The following is a 16332-nucleotide window of genomic DNA, read 5'->3' on the forward strand; positions in this document are numbered from 1 at the left end:
AGCGCTGGTTGTACCTTTCACTAGTAAAGACTTATATAACAACGTAATTGTCGTTTACCGGATCGAGGAACGAAACGTTAATGAGCTTTTATATCACAGACTTTTGCCAGAGCATTTGCCAAAAAAAGACGTGATTAAATTTGTCGTTCACAGCGACAAATTTAATCACGTTTATCAAGACATGCTATCAAAAGGATTGCGTCTAGATCCAGCTTGTCTCGTCGGGCTAACTGCCCGGCCAACGAACACCTTCTCGCATCTTAAAACGAAAGTGCCCTCCCTAATTCAGTCATCTCTAGCATTCGCTCTTGTGGGGTTGTTATAGATCACTAGAGTTCTAAAAGGATTGAATTTTCTTTCCCTATTTCCGTTTATGTTCCAGTATCCGGCAATCCGAACATCTCATGATGCGGGAACTATCGATCCAATCGGTGATTCGCAGGAAGCGAAAGAAGTCTTTCTATACGCCATCTGTCATCTATCCAAATCGCCTGAAGCGTAAATTCCATGCCACAGCACCTCAGCAAAAAATGGTGACGGATATTACGTATATTTCGGATGGAAACACGTTTGTTTACCTGTCCGTGATTCAAGACTTGTTCAACAACGAAATTGTAGCTTGGCAGTTGTCTAAACGGAACGATGTTCAGCTCGTATTGGATACGGTAGAACAATGGACACAAAGAAGAGACGTTTCGGAAGCCGTGCTCCATTTGGATCAGGGCTTCCAGTATACGTCTCAGGCGTACAACACACGATTAGAAGAATTTGGCGTCAAGGGCAGCCACTCTCGCAAAGCAACCTGCCTGGATAACGCATGCATCGAATCCTTCTTTTCACATCTCAAGACAGAGAAGCTGTACCTTAACCAGTGTAATTCAGAAGCAGAGATTCGACAAGCCGTGGAAGATTACATGTACAATTACAACTACCGACGATTTCAAGCCAAACTCAAACAGCGCGAACCGATTGAATATCGATGCGCGCTGGCAGCATAGCTTTTTTCATCTGTCTACTTGACAGGGGTATGACCATGTATGACATGGTTTTTTGTTTATTCATTTACTCCTGATAGACAACTATACTTACATTAGAATTGTTATCTTCTGGCGTACTTGCTGTAAAAATGACATTATGATCCATCGTGGTGACATTCCACCCAGCCATTGAATTCTCAAATGCAGAACCAATTTTCTCAGCCAGTCCATTTAATGTCTCTGTTCCTGACAATCTTAAACGTTTGGAAACTTCATTCGTACCGTCTCGAAATACAACCTTAATAATCCCTGGCGCGCTGGGGCCAGAATCAATTTTTAAACTTACAGCTTGCTTTACGCCTGCAAACGTCTCCGATCCTGGTGTAGTAATCGAGCTTGATACCAATCCAATACCTGTTGTCGCTTCCACGATTGCCACGGATAGTTTAGGATTATTATCCGAAGGTGCTCGGGCTGTAAATATAACATTTCTATCATTTGACGTAGCGTTCCAATCAACTAAAGACGTGTTCAATGCCCAAGCTATCTTCGTTGCTACTTCGGCAGCAGTTTCTGTACCTATTAATTCAATATCTTTAAGAATGGTTGTGGTACCGTCTGTAAATGTAGCAGTAATCGTTCCGGCAGCTGTAGCCCCTGAATCTATCACTAAGGTAGCCACTTGTGCTTCGCCAGTAGGGTATGGAGCTCCTACGGTCGTTATTGTACTATCTGGCATGCCAATTCCTGTGTTTAATCCCGAAAGTCTCGCCATAGCTTTTATGTTATTCTCTGCCGGAAACTCGGCTGTAAAAATTACATCTGAGCCCCGTGACGAAACGATCCAATTCGGAATCATGCTCCCGAATGCTGCTGCTATCTTGTTAGCAAGATCACTTCCTGTTTCAGGACTTCCCATCATAGACACATAGGCTGTCCACGAGGAGACTCCATCCGTGAATTTGACGCCTATCGGCCCATGATCACTTTCTGAATTGGGAAGACGCAGCGTAATCACTTGGGATGTGTTATTCGTAAGATTTCCTGAAACTTCAAGTGTACTTGAAGGCGCCCCTACTCCAGATGCTTCCAAAGCGTATATTCGAACATTTTCATTATTAGTACCTGGCGTTTGCGATTTGAAATGTATTCGACTCCCATCAGCTTCTGCACCCCAACCAGCTACAGATGTTCCAAATGCGGCTGCTATTTTAGATGCTACTTCAGCCGCTGTTTCTGTTCCCAAGATGTAGATATTTTTTTGAACTGGCACTCCTCCATCTGTAAAATAAACATAATATGAACCCGGAGCCGTTGCACCGTTCTCTATCACTAGTGTTGCTATTTGTGCTGTACCCTGTAACGGTGCTGTTCCTACAGATGTAATCGAACTATCTGGCATACCAATCCCTGTGTTTAATCCCGAAAGTCTCGCCATAGCCTTTATGTTATTCTCTGCCGGAAACTTGGCTGTAAAAATCACTTCTGAGCCCCTTGACGAAACGATCCAATCCGGAATCGTGCTCCCGAATGCGGATACTATCTTGTCAGCAAGATCACTTCCTGTTTCAGGACTTCCCATCATAGACACATAGGCTGTCCACGAGGAGATTCCATCCGTGAATTTGATGCCTATCGGCCCATGATCACTCTCTGAATTGGGAAGACGCAGCGTAATCACTTGGGATGTGTTGGTCGCAGGATTTCCTGGAACTTCAAGTGTACTTGAAGGTGCCCCTACTCCTGATGCTTCCAAAGCGTATATTCGAACATTTTCGTTATTAGTACCTGGCGTTTGCGATGTGAAATGTACTCGACTCCCATCAGCTTCTGCACCCCAACCCGCTACGGATGTTCCATACGCGACTGCTATTTTAGATGCTACTTCAGCCGCTGTTTCTGTTCCCAAGATGTAGATATTTTTTTGAACTGGCACTCCTCCATCTGTAAAATAAACATAATATGAACCCGGAGCCGTTGCACCGTTCTCTATCACTAGTGTTGCTACCTGAGCCGTACCTACATTGTTATAAATACTACCTGGGACAGTTATGACACTTCCACTCGAAACCACACCTGTCATAATGCTTTCAACGGTGGCTTTAACATGATCGTTGTTAACAGCTGGATTTAATGATGTAAAATAAATGTTTGCACGCTCAGCATCCACATTCCATCCTGTTAGTGCATTATCAAACGCTTGTACGATTTTAGCAGCTACCTCAGTATCCAATTCAGTTCCATCAAGCTCTACGTAAACGGTCACTGGATTGACTCCATCCGTAAATGTGGCACGCAATGAACCTGCCGTATCTGCACCACTTGTTATTGTCAGAGTGGCAACTTGAGATATACCTTGAACGGCTTTGACTCCTTCAGTGGCGATTAATGTGGAGGTCTTCACTCCAGTAGTAATCGAAGGTGAACCGGATCCATTAGATGTAGTGTTTGAATCTGAATTTAAACTCGCAGTAGGTATAGATGGTGAAGGTATATTATCTTTATCTTCACTTTCTGTCTCTTGTTCTTGTTCTTGTTCTTGAATCAAGCTTATCGCTTTATCCAACATCACAACTGCCTCAGCTCGCGTAATTGGAGATGCCGGTTTGAATGAACCATTTGTATAACCAGTAAAGATATATTTTGAGAATGTAGCACCTATGGCACCCTTACTCCAATATGTAAACTCTGAAGAATCCTTAAATGCTAAAGCTGCTTTTTCATTACTAGGTAATTTCAGTAAGTCTGCTACAATAACTGCAGCTTCTTGACGGCTTATCGGTTTAGAAGTACGTATAGTTTGATCTTTATAACCTTGTATGTAACCTGCTTTTACCGCTTTTTGCACTTCTAGATAGCTCCAATTTGAAGACGACAAGTCAGTGAAATGTAGTTCTTCTACCTCATTAAAATCAAACTGACGATTAACCAATGCCATAAATTCTCCACGTGTAATTACATCGTTGGGTTTAAGTGTTTGGTCGGAATATCCTTTAAGCAACCCTTCTGAGAGCCATTTGTTAAGGGTATACTCGGCCCAATGTCCTTCAATATCTAAATTGGTTTTCTGACCATATGCTACCCCACTCAAGACGGATACCAAACTGGTTGCTAATATGAATGTGCTTACTTTTTGAATCACTTTTCTATAAAACATATACTTCCTCCAGTTCAAATATAAAGCTATTTATTTACTCAATAGAATAGATTAGTCTGTGCCTCCCCTCCAGTTACTCTTCCTTAAAGCGAATTTGAATTAAGGTATAAGCTTCAACCATCCGCCTTTTTCTTAATGCTATCTTATTATATCGGTTTACACTAGTTCACGAGTTATACTTATTACTTATGTTCTTTTACTCAGCACTATTTTTTTTCTGAATTAAGCGAGCCTTGTACTCAAATTTGCATTCTTGTAATGAGCTATCTATAGGGTGGTATCAACCGCCCCGGCATTCGTGATGATTAATTTCTTGGCTGAAGGTTACCCATAACCAACCGTTACCGGTGAAAATAATGGAGCGACAATACTTAAAAAAGGTATCGTTTCTGAAACATCTTCGAACTCTGCGCTAATGGCGACATCCCCGCTTGGCATGATGTAAGTTTCACCCGCGATCGGATAGCCCACAGGATTAAAGATACACTTCAGCGATCCTATTTTTACTCTCTTCCCGAAATTCGGTAGAATGTTCAAGCTAATTAAGTTACCGGTTGGGGAGATTGTTGGGGTAGCAATAACATGCCACCTACCAAATTGTTTATCCTTACAGTGTATTATTCTATTTTAGTAACTACGTTAATTGTAGTGTTGCCCGACTTACTGCCGTTGGCCGTTGAGATCGCGGTGATCGTATAAGGACCAGGTCGGGTATTTGCTGCTAATGCTTGATGAAATTGTAACAAGATCAATTTTATTTTTGAAATCCTCAGATCCATTTAACTCTATTTTTAATCTTTCTAAAACTATGATGACATCGTCTACTGATAGTGAATTAGATTCAATTCTACGTAAAAACATTATTGTAAGCTCTCTCACTTCTTTTAAGGCAATATCATTTCTGTTTTTTGATGCATACTTGCTTAGGTAATGTAAATCAACGTTCACCTTGGTTATCTTTATAAAGGGATTGTTACTGTTTGCAGTTCTCCAATCTCTCATCAAATTTAAAACAACACCTAATGAATAATAAATCTCTGTGAGTTTTTTTTAATCTTTTCTTCTCCCACTTCTCCCTGTATATTTGGCCTACAGTATCAAATATAATGAAAGTCAAAAATGCTTCCTTGATTTTAGGTAAGAACTCTATGTACATATTGTATTGATTTAATGTGTATTCCTGTCCTATCATCATACTAACCCAGCGGATAGGGTTATAAAAAATATTTGAAAAGATTGCTGATGTAAAACCACCTTATTGGAAAGTTTTTATATTTATGAGAAATTTGTTTACATCTATCTTTCAGCCTCTTTATCCAAACTCTTCTTTACGCCCACTCCACTTAATGTTAGATTTTATAACATATCATTATGAAAGCGAGTGGGTTGAAGATGGATCTGCAACAGTTATTGACTATCCCCATTCTCTCCAAAGCAAAGGTTATTGCCGGACATCGCGGACTAGATCGCTTGGTGCAATCGATTAATATTATGGACGCACCAGATATTGTCCAATTCCTGAAGCCGGGAGATATGCTGCTGACCAACGGTTATATCCTCAAAGACCGCCCAGATGCTCATCTTGGATTCATTACAGACATGCATGCCATTGGTTGTGCAGCGCTTGCTGTCAAGACACAGCGTTTCTCTCTTGAGTTATCTCCGCAGCTGCTTGAGACGGCCGACAAGCTGGGCTTCCCAATCATCGAGCTGTCTGAGATAGACAATACACTTGGTGAAATATTTCAACATTCAATCAGTGCCATCCTTCAGAACAAAACCCATGAGCTCCACTACGCCTTATCTATTCACAAGCAATTTTCCACGATGGTGATGCAGGGAAAAGGCATACCATCCATCGTAGATACGTTGTCTCAGTTGCTATCCTCACCTGTACTTCTGCTTGGTTCGAAGAAGCAGATTACGGCAAGCTCCCATTATGCACAACAGATGGATCACCAGTCTCTCGCCGCGCCCTTACTGACTTTTATAGATGAGCACCCTTCCTTCCATACCGCAATCTCGATCTGCCTGCTTACTGCTGATAAATATCGACATGCCGAGCTTCATCCCATCTTCACGGATCGGCACGAGGGTTATTTGATCGCACTATACGACAGTTCCACAAGCTCTAAGCTCTCCACTCTGGCACTGGAACAAGCGGTCAATGTGATCGGTCTGGAGTTAACCAAGAAGCAAGCCGTCAAGGAGCGCTCCCGCCGTTACAAAAATGAATATTTCTCCGATCTCATTCAGGGCTTCATTCGTTCGGAACAAGAAGCGCTGCATCGCGGCAAGAAATATGGGCTGCAAGCCAAAGGAAGTTCTGTTCTGATCATCGCCAAAAAGGATGAATCCTTAGCGGGCATACCTAAGCAGAACTCTACTCCCTCCGGGGAAGAGCGGTTCATCTCGGAACGAGACGCTAATTACGAGTTGATTAAACAGGAATTCGCCAGAATGGATCTTTCCTTTGTCATGTTCACCAAGAACGACCAGTTCGGCATACTTGTCTTTTTGGCCGAAACGTCTTGGGACGAACACACCGTTGTTCAGCAGCTTGAACGGATGGCGAGCAATCTGTATACAGAGTCGCAGCTCAGCCTATCCTTCGGAATAGGTAATCCCTACACCAATGTATTGGATATTGGACTCTCCTATAAGGAGGCAGTCAAGGCGCTCCAATCCGGTTATCAGATGCGTAAGACACGCTTCGCTCATTCCTATCAAACCATGGATATAAGCCGTCTGCTGCGCATGATCCCCCACGATGAGATGATGCAGTTCCATCAAGAAACCTTTAAGCCCTTCAACGACCGAGATGCAAACGAGCGTAACGAGCTTATGAAAACCTTGTCCTCCTTCTATGAGAATCATTGCCAGATCGTCGATACAGCGAAAGAGCTGTTCGTACATCGCAATACAGTGATCTACAGATTGGAAAAATGCGAGAAACTGACCGGCAGGAACATTAAGGACCCGATGGAGAGCCTGCGCTTCCGACTTGCCTTCGCGCTTGAGTCCCTTTTGAATGTTAATCCAGCTCCTAGTGAAGCTAATCATACGTCTTAAACCGAGAATGTGTCATGTATAATGACACGTTCTTTTGTTTTCTTCTCATATTCAATTCATGTTCAATCTTCATTTGTGCATTTTAACTGATTTAATTCTATTTTTATGTTCAGAGTAACTAATGACAATTATGCAAACAGTCTATATGATTAGGAATATATTCATTAATGTCATGTTAATTAACATCAATTCACATCAAGAAACGAACTACCATCAGGCTGTAGGAAAGGGGCTACCTATCATGGCTATACAGATACAAGGCGTATCCAAATCATTTGTCAGTGCAACCGGAGAAGATATTCAGGTCCTGGCTGAGGTTTCGATGCAAATCAAGAAACAGGAGTTCTTCAGTATCGTGGGACCGAGCGGTTGCGGCAAGAGTACGATTTTCAACATTATCGCAGGTCTGCTTAAGCCAACAAATGGCAAGGTTATCGTCTGTGGCGAAGAGATCGATCAGACCACCGGACATGTCGGTTATATGATGCAGAAGGACTTGTTACTTCCTTGGAGAAGCATCCTGGACAATGTCACGTTAGGCTTGGAAGTGAAGGGCATGTCCAAAAAGGATCGCAGCGATATTGCCATGGATTACTTGGATCGTTATGGCCTGGCTTCATTCGCAGAAGCCTATCCTTCCACACTATCAGGCGGTATGCGCCAACGTGTAGCCCTCATACGTACCCTCGTTACCCAGCCCGATATTATATTACTGGACGAACCCTTCTCCGCACTTGATTATCAGACCAGACTCATTCTGGAAGATGAAATCTTATCCATTCTCAAATCCGAGGGCAAGACAGGCGTCCTGATAACGCATGACATTGAGGAAGCCATCGCCATCTCCGACCGCATTGCCGTTATGAGTAAAAGGCCAACAACCGTGAAACAGGTCTACGATATTGGTCTCGCTTCGCAGTATGGCTCAGCACTGAAAGCCCGCTCCGACCACAAGTTCAAGCAGTATTTTGAATCGATCTGGTCAGAGCTTGATATCCAGATGGGGAGGATCAGCTAATGAAGAGCACATCACCTGAAATTACCCTTGCCGGAAAACCTGCTGGAGTTGTGAAGAGCAAACGCAGACAATCTACCTTCTCCAAAGAATGGCTGACGACGATGCTATGGCGGTTCATTATTGTTGCAGTCATCCTGGTGATATGGGAATCCGCTGTTCGTTTGGAGCTCGTTAACGGATTCCTCATGGGATCACCAAGCGCCATTCTCGATGCCGCCATCACGATGGCTAGCTCAGGGCAACTGCTTACAGACGCGTTCGCAACGGTAAATGCCACTGTTATCGGCTTTGTAGCCGGAAGCTTAATCGGCTCATTGGCAGGACTGCTCATGTGGTATTCCAAGTCCGTTGCCCGTGTGCTTGATCCATTCATTGTAGCCATGAACGGCATCCCGAAGATCGCCCTCGCTCCCATGATTATCATCTGGTTTGGTTCAGGCATCTTCTCCAAGATTGCTCTGGCCTCCGTAGCAACATTTATCGTAGCGCTATTATCCGCCTATCAAGCGACTCATCAAATCGACGAATCCCAGACTAATCTGATGAAATCCTTCGGTGCGAAGAAATCACAAATTTTCCGCAAAATTATCGTTCCTTCCTCTCTGCCATGGATCATCTCGGCCTTCCGGATCAATATCGGTTTGGCATTGGTGTCTGTTGTAGGTGGAGAATTCATCTCTTCTGACAAAGGACTCGGACATATGGTATTCGTCGAAGGTAACCTGTTCAACCTTCCGGCCGTATGGGTTGGCGTGTTCATGCTAATGCTGGTCGCCATGCTCCTCTACACCTGTGTCGGTTATATCGAATCCCGTCTCCTTCCATGGAATGACAACAAGACTAGCAGCAAATCCACATCTGTATAGCTGACCTACAACGATTAAAGGGGACTGATGACTAATGCGTACATTCAAAAAAATAGCTTTTCTAGCAACGATGACGGTTATATTGACCACACTGCTCAGTGCGTGCGGCAGCAATGCCACAACACCTGCGAGTGGCGAAGGTGCATCTGATAGCGGGGGGCAAGCAAATACGCAGGTGGACAAAATTATGGTCTCCGAGGTGTATCACAACCTGCTCTACCTTCCCTTGTATGTAGCGAACAACCAAGGTTTTCTAAAGGAGAATCGCATTGAGCTATCTTCCATCCGTGCTGCCGGAAGCGGTCCAACAGCATTGTCTTCGGTGATCTCAGGCGAGTCGGCGTTCTCCTTCCACGGTCCTGAGCATGTCGCATTCGCTAATGCAAAGGGCGGAGATGCTCGCTCACTGGTCCTTCTATCGGGCAGCGCTCCAGTATGGGCAGTTGCGCGAGAAGGAGTAACCGTAAATTCGACAGAGGATTTCAAAGGCAAAACCATCGTTGTCGGCTTGGCACCTACAAGCTCGAACAGCTTACTACGGAAACTATTCTCTGACAACAACATTGATATCGACAAAGATGTGACGATCACCGAGGTTCAGAATGGCTCCGAGCTAGGTGCTGTATTAGCCGGCAAAGCCGATATTGCTATCGTTTACGAACCTCAACTGGATCAAGGCATTGCTGAGGGACTGCATATTGTCCATGATTTTACGAAGGATTATCCTGACTTTGCCTTTGCAACGATGAATACAACCGCAAGCTTCATTGAAAAGAATCCTGATCTCACCCAGCGCTTTGTCACCTCTATTGAGCAAGCCCTGGATTACATTCAATCGAATCCTGAAGGCGCAAAAGCAGTTGCCGTGAAGGAATTCCCGAATCTGGACAAAAACGTCGTGGAGCAAGCGGTACAACGTATGATCGACAGCAAAGTATATCCTGCCGAGGGAATCATCAATGAATCAGCTTTCAAGACCGCAATCGATATGCAACGCTTCATCGGCAATCTGAAGGAAGACCTCACTTACGAGGACATTATCGATTCAAGCTTCACCACCAAATAGAGAGAGAAAGGGTGATTACTCTGAACCAGGACGACTATCTCACACACCGCCTTACAGAAAGCGCCAAATATGCGGACGGAGTTATTACAAGCGAGGAGCTTGCCCTATTTACAGCCGACTTGGAGCTAATTAGAAGCTTCAAGTTGCCAGAAGAAGTTGGACCCAATTCCCCGCATAGGAGAGTGCCTCTGCGATGATTACCAAACCACTGAACGAGCTGACGATTGCCGAAGCCGCAAAACTGATTAAAAATAAGTTGATATCTCCTGTCGAGCTTACGAAATCCTATTTGAATCGCATTGAGAAAATAGAGCCTGCTGTGCAAGCCTTCGTTACAGTCACCGCCGAACAGGCTTTGCAGGCCGCAAGAGAGTCTGAACAAAAACTGATGAATGGCGAATATCTCGGTCCTCTGCACGGCATTCCATATGGAGCCAAAGACATTATCCATACCGCTGGCATACGCACCTCGGCCGGATCAAGTACCTTTCCAGACTTCGTACCCGGAACGAATGCAACTGTGATTAATAAGTTGCAAGCTGCAGGCGCTATCCTGCTCGGCAAGACAACAACGACGGAATATGCCTTTCAGGGAGGAGAACCGCCAACACGCAACCCATGGAATCTAGAACATACCCCAGGCGGTTCCAGCTCCGGCTCCGCCGCTGCAGTAGCGACTGGCATGGCTTCCTTCACACTCGGAACACAGACTTTCGGCTCTCTGCTTAGACCCGCAGCTTACAACGGATTAACCTGTATGAAACCCACTTACGGCAGGGTTAGCCGTAATGGTGTCATCACAGCCAGTTGGAGCCTGGATCATATTGGCGCCTTCACTCGATCCGCCCAAGATAACGCAATCGTTCTGGAAGCGATGGCCGGGCAGGATGAGCTGGACTCCTTCACGCTTCCTTATGGCAAGCCAGACTTAACAAATGCTCTTGAGCATCCTATTTCAGGAATGGTAATCGGTCTGCCGAGCAGCTTCTTCCAGACTGATGAACCGGCGATCTTGTTAGCGGTAGAGTCGGCAATCGCTGTGCTTGAGAAGCTGGGCATGCAATGGAAGAAAGTTGACCTGCCTTCTTATATAGAAGAGACCATTGCTGCTCATCGTACGGTTATGCGGGCAGAAGCTGCCGCCTTCCATCAGGAACGCTTCGCGGAAGCCTCTGATCGTTACGGCCACACGATGCGAGAGCAGCTTGAGCTTGGCTATCAGACGAGTGCCGTTGATTATTTGCAGGCACAGCGCATCCGAACGATATTCCGAAGCAAGATGATGTTGTTGTTCGATGAAGTGGATGTGTTATTGACTCCATCAACACCCTATGTGGCCCCACATGGCTACAAGACAGGCAGCCCGATTTTCAACGGACCGTTCACCAATACAGGTCTACCGTCGATCACCGTACCCATCGGGTTCGATACCACTTCAGGGAAGCCATTACCTATCGGCATGCAGCTTGCCGGTCCACTCATGAGAGAAGACCGCTTGTTGTCCATCGCTCATCATTATCAGCAGGCTACGAACTGGAATAAGTTAACACCGAATATACACACCCATTAGGAAAGGAATGACAGCTACGATGTCTACCATCATACATGCAAGTGCAGCACCCAAGTTCCCGCTTCCTTTCTCCCATGCTGTCCGCGCAGGAGATTTGGTCTACGTTGCAGGTCAGGTAGGCGTTGATCCACAGACGCTTGAGCCTATCGGCGGCATTAAGGAGCAGACTGAGCAGTGCATTCGTAATATTGAGGTGATCCTGCAAGAAGCCGGACTTACACTCGATCATATTGTGAAGGTAACCACTCATCTGGCCCGAGTCGAGGATCAGCCCGAATACAACGAAGTGTATGCGCGAATGATTAAACAACCCTATCCCGCCCGTATTACCGTATTCAGCGGGTTAGGCCCATATTTAATTGAAATGGAAGTGCTGGCGTATGCGCCTTCCATTCGAGGAGAGTAACACATCACCAAAGAGCACCTGTAGCCATAGATGGGTACAGGTGCTCTCTTTGTCTAGAAACCCGGTTCTCTTTTGAGAAACGGGTTTCTTATCGTATTCCTATTTTGTTTTAAAGCGAGATGATTCCTCGGCAAGTTGTTTGGTCAGTTCATCAATTCTCTGCACCATATCTGTCAAATGTTCCGTCATGCCGGACTGTTCCTGCATTGTTGCTGTGACTTCCTCAACAGAAGCCGACACCTCTTCACCGGAAGCAGACAAGTTCTGTGCAGCTCCAATGACGTCATCCTTATCACGTTCAATGGATTCGATCTCCGTGGCAATAGCCTGAACCTGGCTCATCATCTCATTCATATTCTCTGTGACAAAATTGAATGTCTCCTTGGTCTGGCTAACACTGCTCTTATGCTGTTCCGCAATCGCTTCAATAGCCTGAACACTTCGGTTATTCTGCTCCACGTGATCAATGGTCTGCATCACGATTCGGTTGATATCCTCCGATTGAGCTGTCGTCTGCTCTGCCAACTTGCGAATCTCAGAAGCAACCACGGCGAAGCCTCGACCTTGCTCACCTGCTCTTGCGGCCTCAATCGAAGCATTCAACGCAAGTAATTTCGTCTGATTTGCGATTTCAGCAATCGTACCCGTGATCTGGTGAATGCCCGAGGAGCTTTCGGCGAGTTGCACTGTAATTTTGGAGATATTGCCCACTTCAATCTCATTCTGCCCGTTCACCGCAATGAGTGCATCAATAACTTCATGATTATTTTTGAATGCATCCGTAATTTCATCTGCCTTGAACTTCACTGCCTGCGACATTCCATTCACGTTGGCAATCTTGTTACCCACATTCATGAATTTGTCCACAATGGCTCCCGTATCGTTCGCCTGGGACTCCATCGCTCGTGAAATCTCAAATGCTGTTGTCGTTGTTTCGGCAATCGTGGTCGAAGTTTGCTGAGTAGACTGTTCCAGCTCGGATGTACTAGTTTTCAGGATGCCGATGGAATGGTTCATGCTGGAGATCAGCTGTTTATTGCCTGCTGCCATGGTATTGAAGCTGTCCACCAATTGTTTGAATTCTCCGCTATATTTACCTTGAGCCTGCACCGTCAGATCGCCGTCAGCAAGCTGTCTGAACAACACAGTTAGTCTTGTAATTGGTCTGGTTACCAGCAAAGAGATCAGAATACCCGCTACGACGGAAACCGCAATAGCACTAAACAAAACAATATACATCTGTTTTGCCATCGCACGCAAAGGCTTCTGCACATCGCTCATTTTATCTTCTACAACGACGGTCCAGTCGGATCTTGGGATTTTGGAGTAATACGCCACTTTCTCATCTGTACTAATATCACCTTGCTGTAGTTCAGCGCCAGGAGCAAGATCTATCAATGATTGGTATTCGCCGGACTCCATCTTCTGGCCTGCCAACTTCTCATCCGCTGAATCGTAGATGACCGTACCTACACGGTCCAGAATGATCACTTTTCCCTCATCATTAATATTGATATTTTGTAGCTGATTAACGAAGAACGAGGTGGACGCCGCAGATACGAGCACTCCCTGTACTTCTTGATTCTCATTGTAAATTGGCATGGCAAAAGCCGTACCAAGTTGTCCTGAGGACTTGGCTACAATCCCTTCACTAATCACGTTTTTACCCTGAATCGCTTCTTGGAAATATGCCCGATCTCCGCGTTCTGCCTTGATAACTGCCGGATCATTCGCTGCAATAATAATGCCATTCCGATCCAACAAAATCAGACTGTTGTTCCCTTCCATACCTGCCAGACTGTCCGCGAGAATACCACTCGCCTTATCCAGCAGCTCATTGTTTTCCGAGAAAAAGTTCTCACCTTCCTGCCCAGTCGTATTACGAATCTCCAGCAAATCCTGGAAGGTACGATGTGTTGTAATCAGAAAGGTGGACTGTTCTTCCAAACTTAGTGAAGCATACAAACCTGCCCCCACCCGGTCCGAGGTTGCCTTAATTTCATCTTTGCTTTTGTCGAGTGTAATAACTGCCGCTACGCTGTAACACACTACCGCGGTTACCGCCAGTACGATACACACCAGCAGACTGATCATGAGTGGCAGTTTGACTCTGAACGACATGTTGCGCATGCGTTCTCTTGCCTTGCTAAATACCATGATTACATTCACCATCCATTTTCATTTTCATCATTATGAAGTCCAAATTCTATGTATCTACTTTATATCGGTCGATATCAAATAATCTGTAAGCTGTTTCCCCAGTTATACTAGGTCAAAGGCCACTGCAAACGATTGGAAAATGAAGACTTTGGGTTAATACAAAATATGACATCAACATCGTATAATATATGAAATACATATCGTGCAGGAAGAGGGACAACGCATTGAATCCGAAAATGCCTACTTTATTAAATGCCGAATAGGAGAAGTGATATGGCAAAAACAGCATTACCTACGCTATTAAATGTCGTGCGCATTTTATTGAGTGTGAAACTGATCTACGTGATTGTGTCCTTTATCGTGTTCCTCATTGACTTCAACCAGAACATGGAGGCCTATCTGGGTTTCTTACGCAAAGGAGATGATCTGGCTTACGCCTCTGGCGTAATCTTAGCCAGAATGTTGTTTATCATCGGTCCCAGCCTGCTCGCTGTTATATTCATCACGAAGAGAAAGTTCAAGCTCACTGTGACGTTTCTGAGTCTGGCACTATTCGTTGCCATTCCGAATGAGAGTAACCTGTTCACCCTGATTCATCTCTTCGCCCTGCTTATCGTGCTTTTGCACCGTCCAAGCAAGATGTATCTGAAACGAAAGGATACCCCTGTCAATGAAGCCGTAGTTGAACCGAAGGATTAATTCGAAAAGGGGATCACATGACATTGAAGTCCAGATACACGGTGGAGCGCACAAGATATGATGTCATAATAAAAACAAGGACGTTCCTTAGTATTAAAGGAAGGTCCTTGTTTAATGTGACTCACTATTCAAAGCGATTGTAAGATTTACAATTACAGTGCAGCTTGATAAATTTGTACTACATCTTCACGCTGCAAGTTTTTGAAGAATCCGAACGGACCAAAGCGCATCGCTTTATCAGCCATCACATCAATCTGACTGTCGTCAATGTCATAGTCAGCCAAACGGCTAGGGGCACCAATCGAAGTCCAGAATGTACGCAGCGCTTCAATGCCTTCTTCAGCCACTTGTTTGTCCGACTTTCCAGTAGGATTAATATCAAATACATTAACGGCCATACGTTTGAATCGATCTACATCCACATCCAGATTATGCTTCATCCAGTGTGGGAAGAGGATTGCAAGGCCTCCCCCATGAGGAATGTCATACACAGCCGACACGGCATGTTCAATATTGTGAGAAGCCCAATCTCCGGCAAGACCCATATTCAGGACATCGTTAAGCGCCATTGTTCCGCAGTAAAGAATGGTTTCACGCAGTTCATAGTTTTCTGGATCTTTGATCAGGCGAGGGGCCGTATCAATGACGGTACGTAGAATCGTCTCACAGAATCCAAGCTGAACCGGTGTATTCGTATCCAGATGGAAATAATGTTCAAACACATGAGACATCATGTCTACCATGCCGTATACAGTCTGATCCAGTGGTACGGTGTATGTGTACTCCGGATCGAGAATGGAGAACGCTGGGAAAGAATACTCGCTGAACCATGCCCATTTTTCCTGCGTGTCCTGATTGGTTATTACTGAACCGTTGTTCATCTCGGAGCCTGTCGCTGCCATCGTTAGAATTGTACCCAGTGGAAGTCCGCCTTCCGGGGTTGCTTCGCGCACAACAACATCCCACATGTCTCCATCGTATTTGGCTCCTACTGCGATGGCTTTCCCGCAGTCTAGTACACTGCCGCCGCCAACCGCAAGAACCAGATCAATGTTATGTGTTCTGCATAGTTCTACACCCTTATGAACCGTAGACAGACGAGGGTTCGGTTCCACACCAGCCAGTTCCGTAACCTCTGCTCCAATTTCATTCAACTGGCTGATTACCTGATCGTACAGCCCGCTACGTTTGATGCTTCCACCACCATATACAAGCAAAATACGTTTTCCGTATTTTGGAACTTCGGTTTGTAGTGCTTGAAGTTGCCCTTTGCCAAAAATCAGCCGGGTCGGATTATAAAACTGAAAAGATCTCATAACGTATGTTCCTCCAAAGAAGTCT

General features: G+C 45.1%; 12 protein-coding genes. 8 read left to right on the forward strand and 4 right to left on the reverse strand.

Annotated features, from left to right (window positions below; translation table 11 throughout):
• Positions 1 to 404 precede the first annotated feature (404 nt).
• On the forward strand, positions 405 to 998 hold the full coding sequence (locus tag MKY44_RS20995; protein ID WP_101315049.1) for an IS3 family transposase: 594 nt from the start codon (positions 405 to 407) through the stop codon (positions 996 to 998).
• 64 nt (positions 999 to 1062) lie between these two features.
• Here MKY44_RS20995 and MKY44_RS21000 read toward each other — a convergent pair whose 3' ends face one another.
• Both MKY44_RS21000 and MKY44_RS21005 read right to left on the reverse strand, forming a co-directional pair.
• On the reverse strand, positions 1063 to 4134 hold the full coding sequence (locus MKY44_RS21000; RefSeq protein WP_341008431.1) for an S-layer homology domain-containing protein: 3072 nt from the start codon (positions 4132 to 4134) through the stop codon (positions 1063 to 1065).
• Between the two features lie 660 nt (positions 4135 to 4794).
• A complete protein-coding gene (locus MKY44_RS21005; RefSeq protein WP_341008433.1) occupies positions 4795 to 5139 on the reverse strand; it encodes a hypothetical protein in 345 nt (114 codons plus the stop codon).
• Positions 5140 to 5526: 387 nt separating this feature from the next.
• Between MKY44_RS21005 and MKY44_RS21010 the strand changes: the two genes are divergently transcribed.
• From MKY44_RS21010 to MKY44_RS21035, 6 genes are all read left to right on the forward strand, one after another.
• A complete protein-coding gene (locus MKY44_RS21010) occupies positions 5527 to 7206 on the forward strand; it encodes a PucR family transcriptional regulator (protein WP_341008435.1) in 1680 nt (559 codons plus the stop codon).
• Positions 7207 to 7447: 241 nt separating this feature from the next.
• Positions 7448 to 8224 carry an ABC transporter ATP-binding protein gene (locus MKY44_RS21015; protein WP_076216394.1) on the forward strand — a complete coding sequence of 259 codons (777 nt, stop codon included), beginning with the start codon at positions 7448 to 7450 and terminating at the stop codon, positions 8222 to 8224.
• On the forward strand, positions 8224 to 9090 hold the full coding sequence (locus MKY44_RS21020) for an ABC transporter permease (protein ID WP_341008437.1): 867 nt from the start codon (positions 8224 to 8226) through the stop codon (positions 9088 to 9090). The genes MKY44_RS21015 and MKY44_RS21020 overlap by 1 nt, the downstream gene beginning before the upstream one ends.
• A 34-nt stretch (positions 9091 to 9124) precedes the next feature.
• On the forward strand, positions 9125 to 10156 hold the full coding sequence (locus MKY44_RS21025) for an ABC transporter substrate-binding protein (protein WP_341008439.1): 1032 nt from the start codon (positions 9125 to 9127) through the stop codon (positions 10154 to 10156).
• Between the two features lie 193 nt (positions 10157 to 10349).
• Positions 10350 to 11726, forward strand: coding sequence for an amidase (locus tag MKY44_RS21030; RefSeq protein WP_341008441.1), 1377 nt, complete (start codon positions 10350 to 10352; stop codon positions 11724 to 11726).
• A gap of 19 nt (positions 11727 to 11745) precedes the next feature.
• The gene (locus MKY44_RS21035) at positions 11746 to 12132 is read left to right on the forward strand and encodes a RidA family protein (protein ID WP_100529182.1); all 387 of its coding nucleotides are present in this window, start codon (positions 11746 to 11748) and stop codon (positions 12130 to 12132) included.
• A gap of 99 nt (positions 12133 to 12231) precedes the next feature.
• Here the strand turns inward: MKY44_RS21035 and MKY44_RS21040 are convergent, their stop codons facing one another.
• Positions 12232 to 14289, reverse strand: coding sequence for a methyl-accepting chemotaxis protein (locus MKY44_RS21040; RefSeq protein ID WP_341008442.1), 2058 nt, complete (start codon positions 14287 to 14289; stop codon positions 12232 to 12234).
• A gap of 276 nt (positions 14290 to 14565) precedes the next feature.
• Here MKY44_RS21040 and MKY44_RS21045 point away from each other — a divergent pair, with 276 nt between their 5' ends.
• The gene (locus MKY44_RS21045; protein WP_315938571.1) at positions 14566 to 14991 is read left to right on the forward strand and encodes a hypothetical protein; all 426 of its coding nucleotides are present in this window, start codon (positions 14566 to 14568) and stop codon (positions 14989 to 14991) included.
• 152 nt (positions 14992 to 15143) lie between these two features.
• Here the strand turns inward: MKY44_RS21045 and MKY44_RS21050 are convergent, their stop codons facing one another.
• Complete coding sequence (locus MKY44_RS21050; protein WP_074096076.1) at positions 15144 to 16307, reverse strand: iron-containing alcohol dehydrogenase; 1164 nt, start codon at positions 16305 to 16307, stop codon at positions 15144 to 15146.
• Positions 16308 to 16332: the final 25 nt, after the last annotated feature.

It is taken from the genome of Paenibacillus sp. FSL R7-0026 (genome assembly GCF_038004485.1).
GTDB lineage: Bacteria > Bacillota > Bacilli > Paenibacillales > Paenibacillaceae > Paenibacillus > Paenibacillus xylanexedens_A.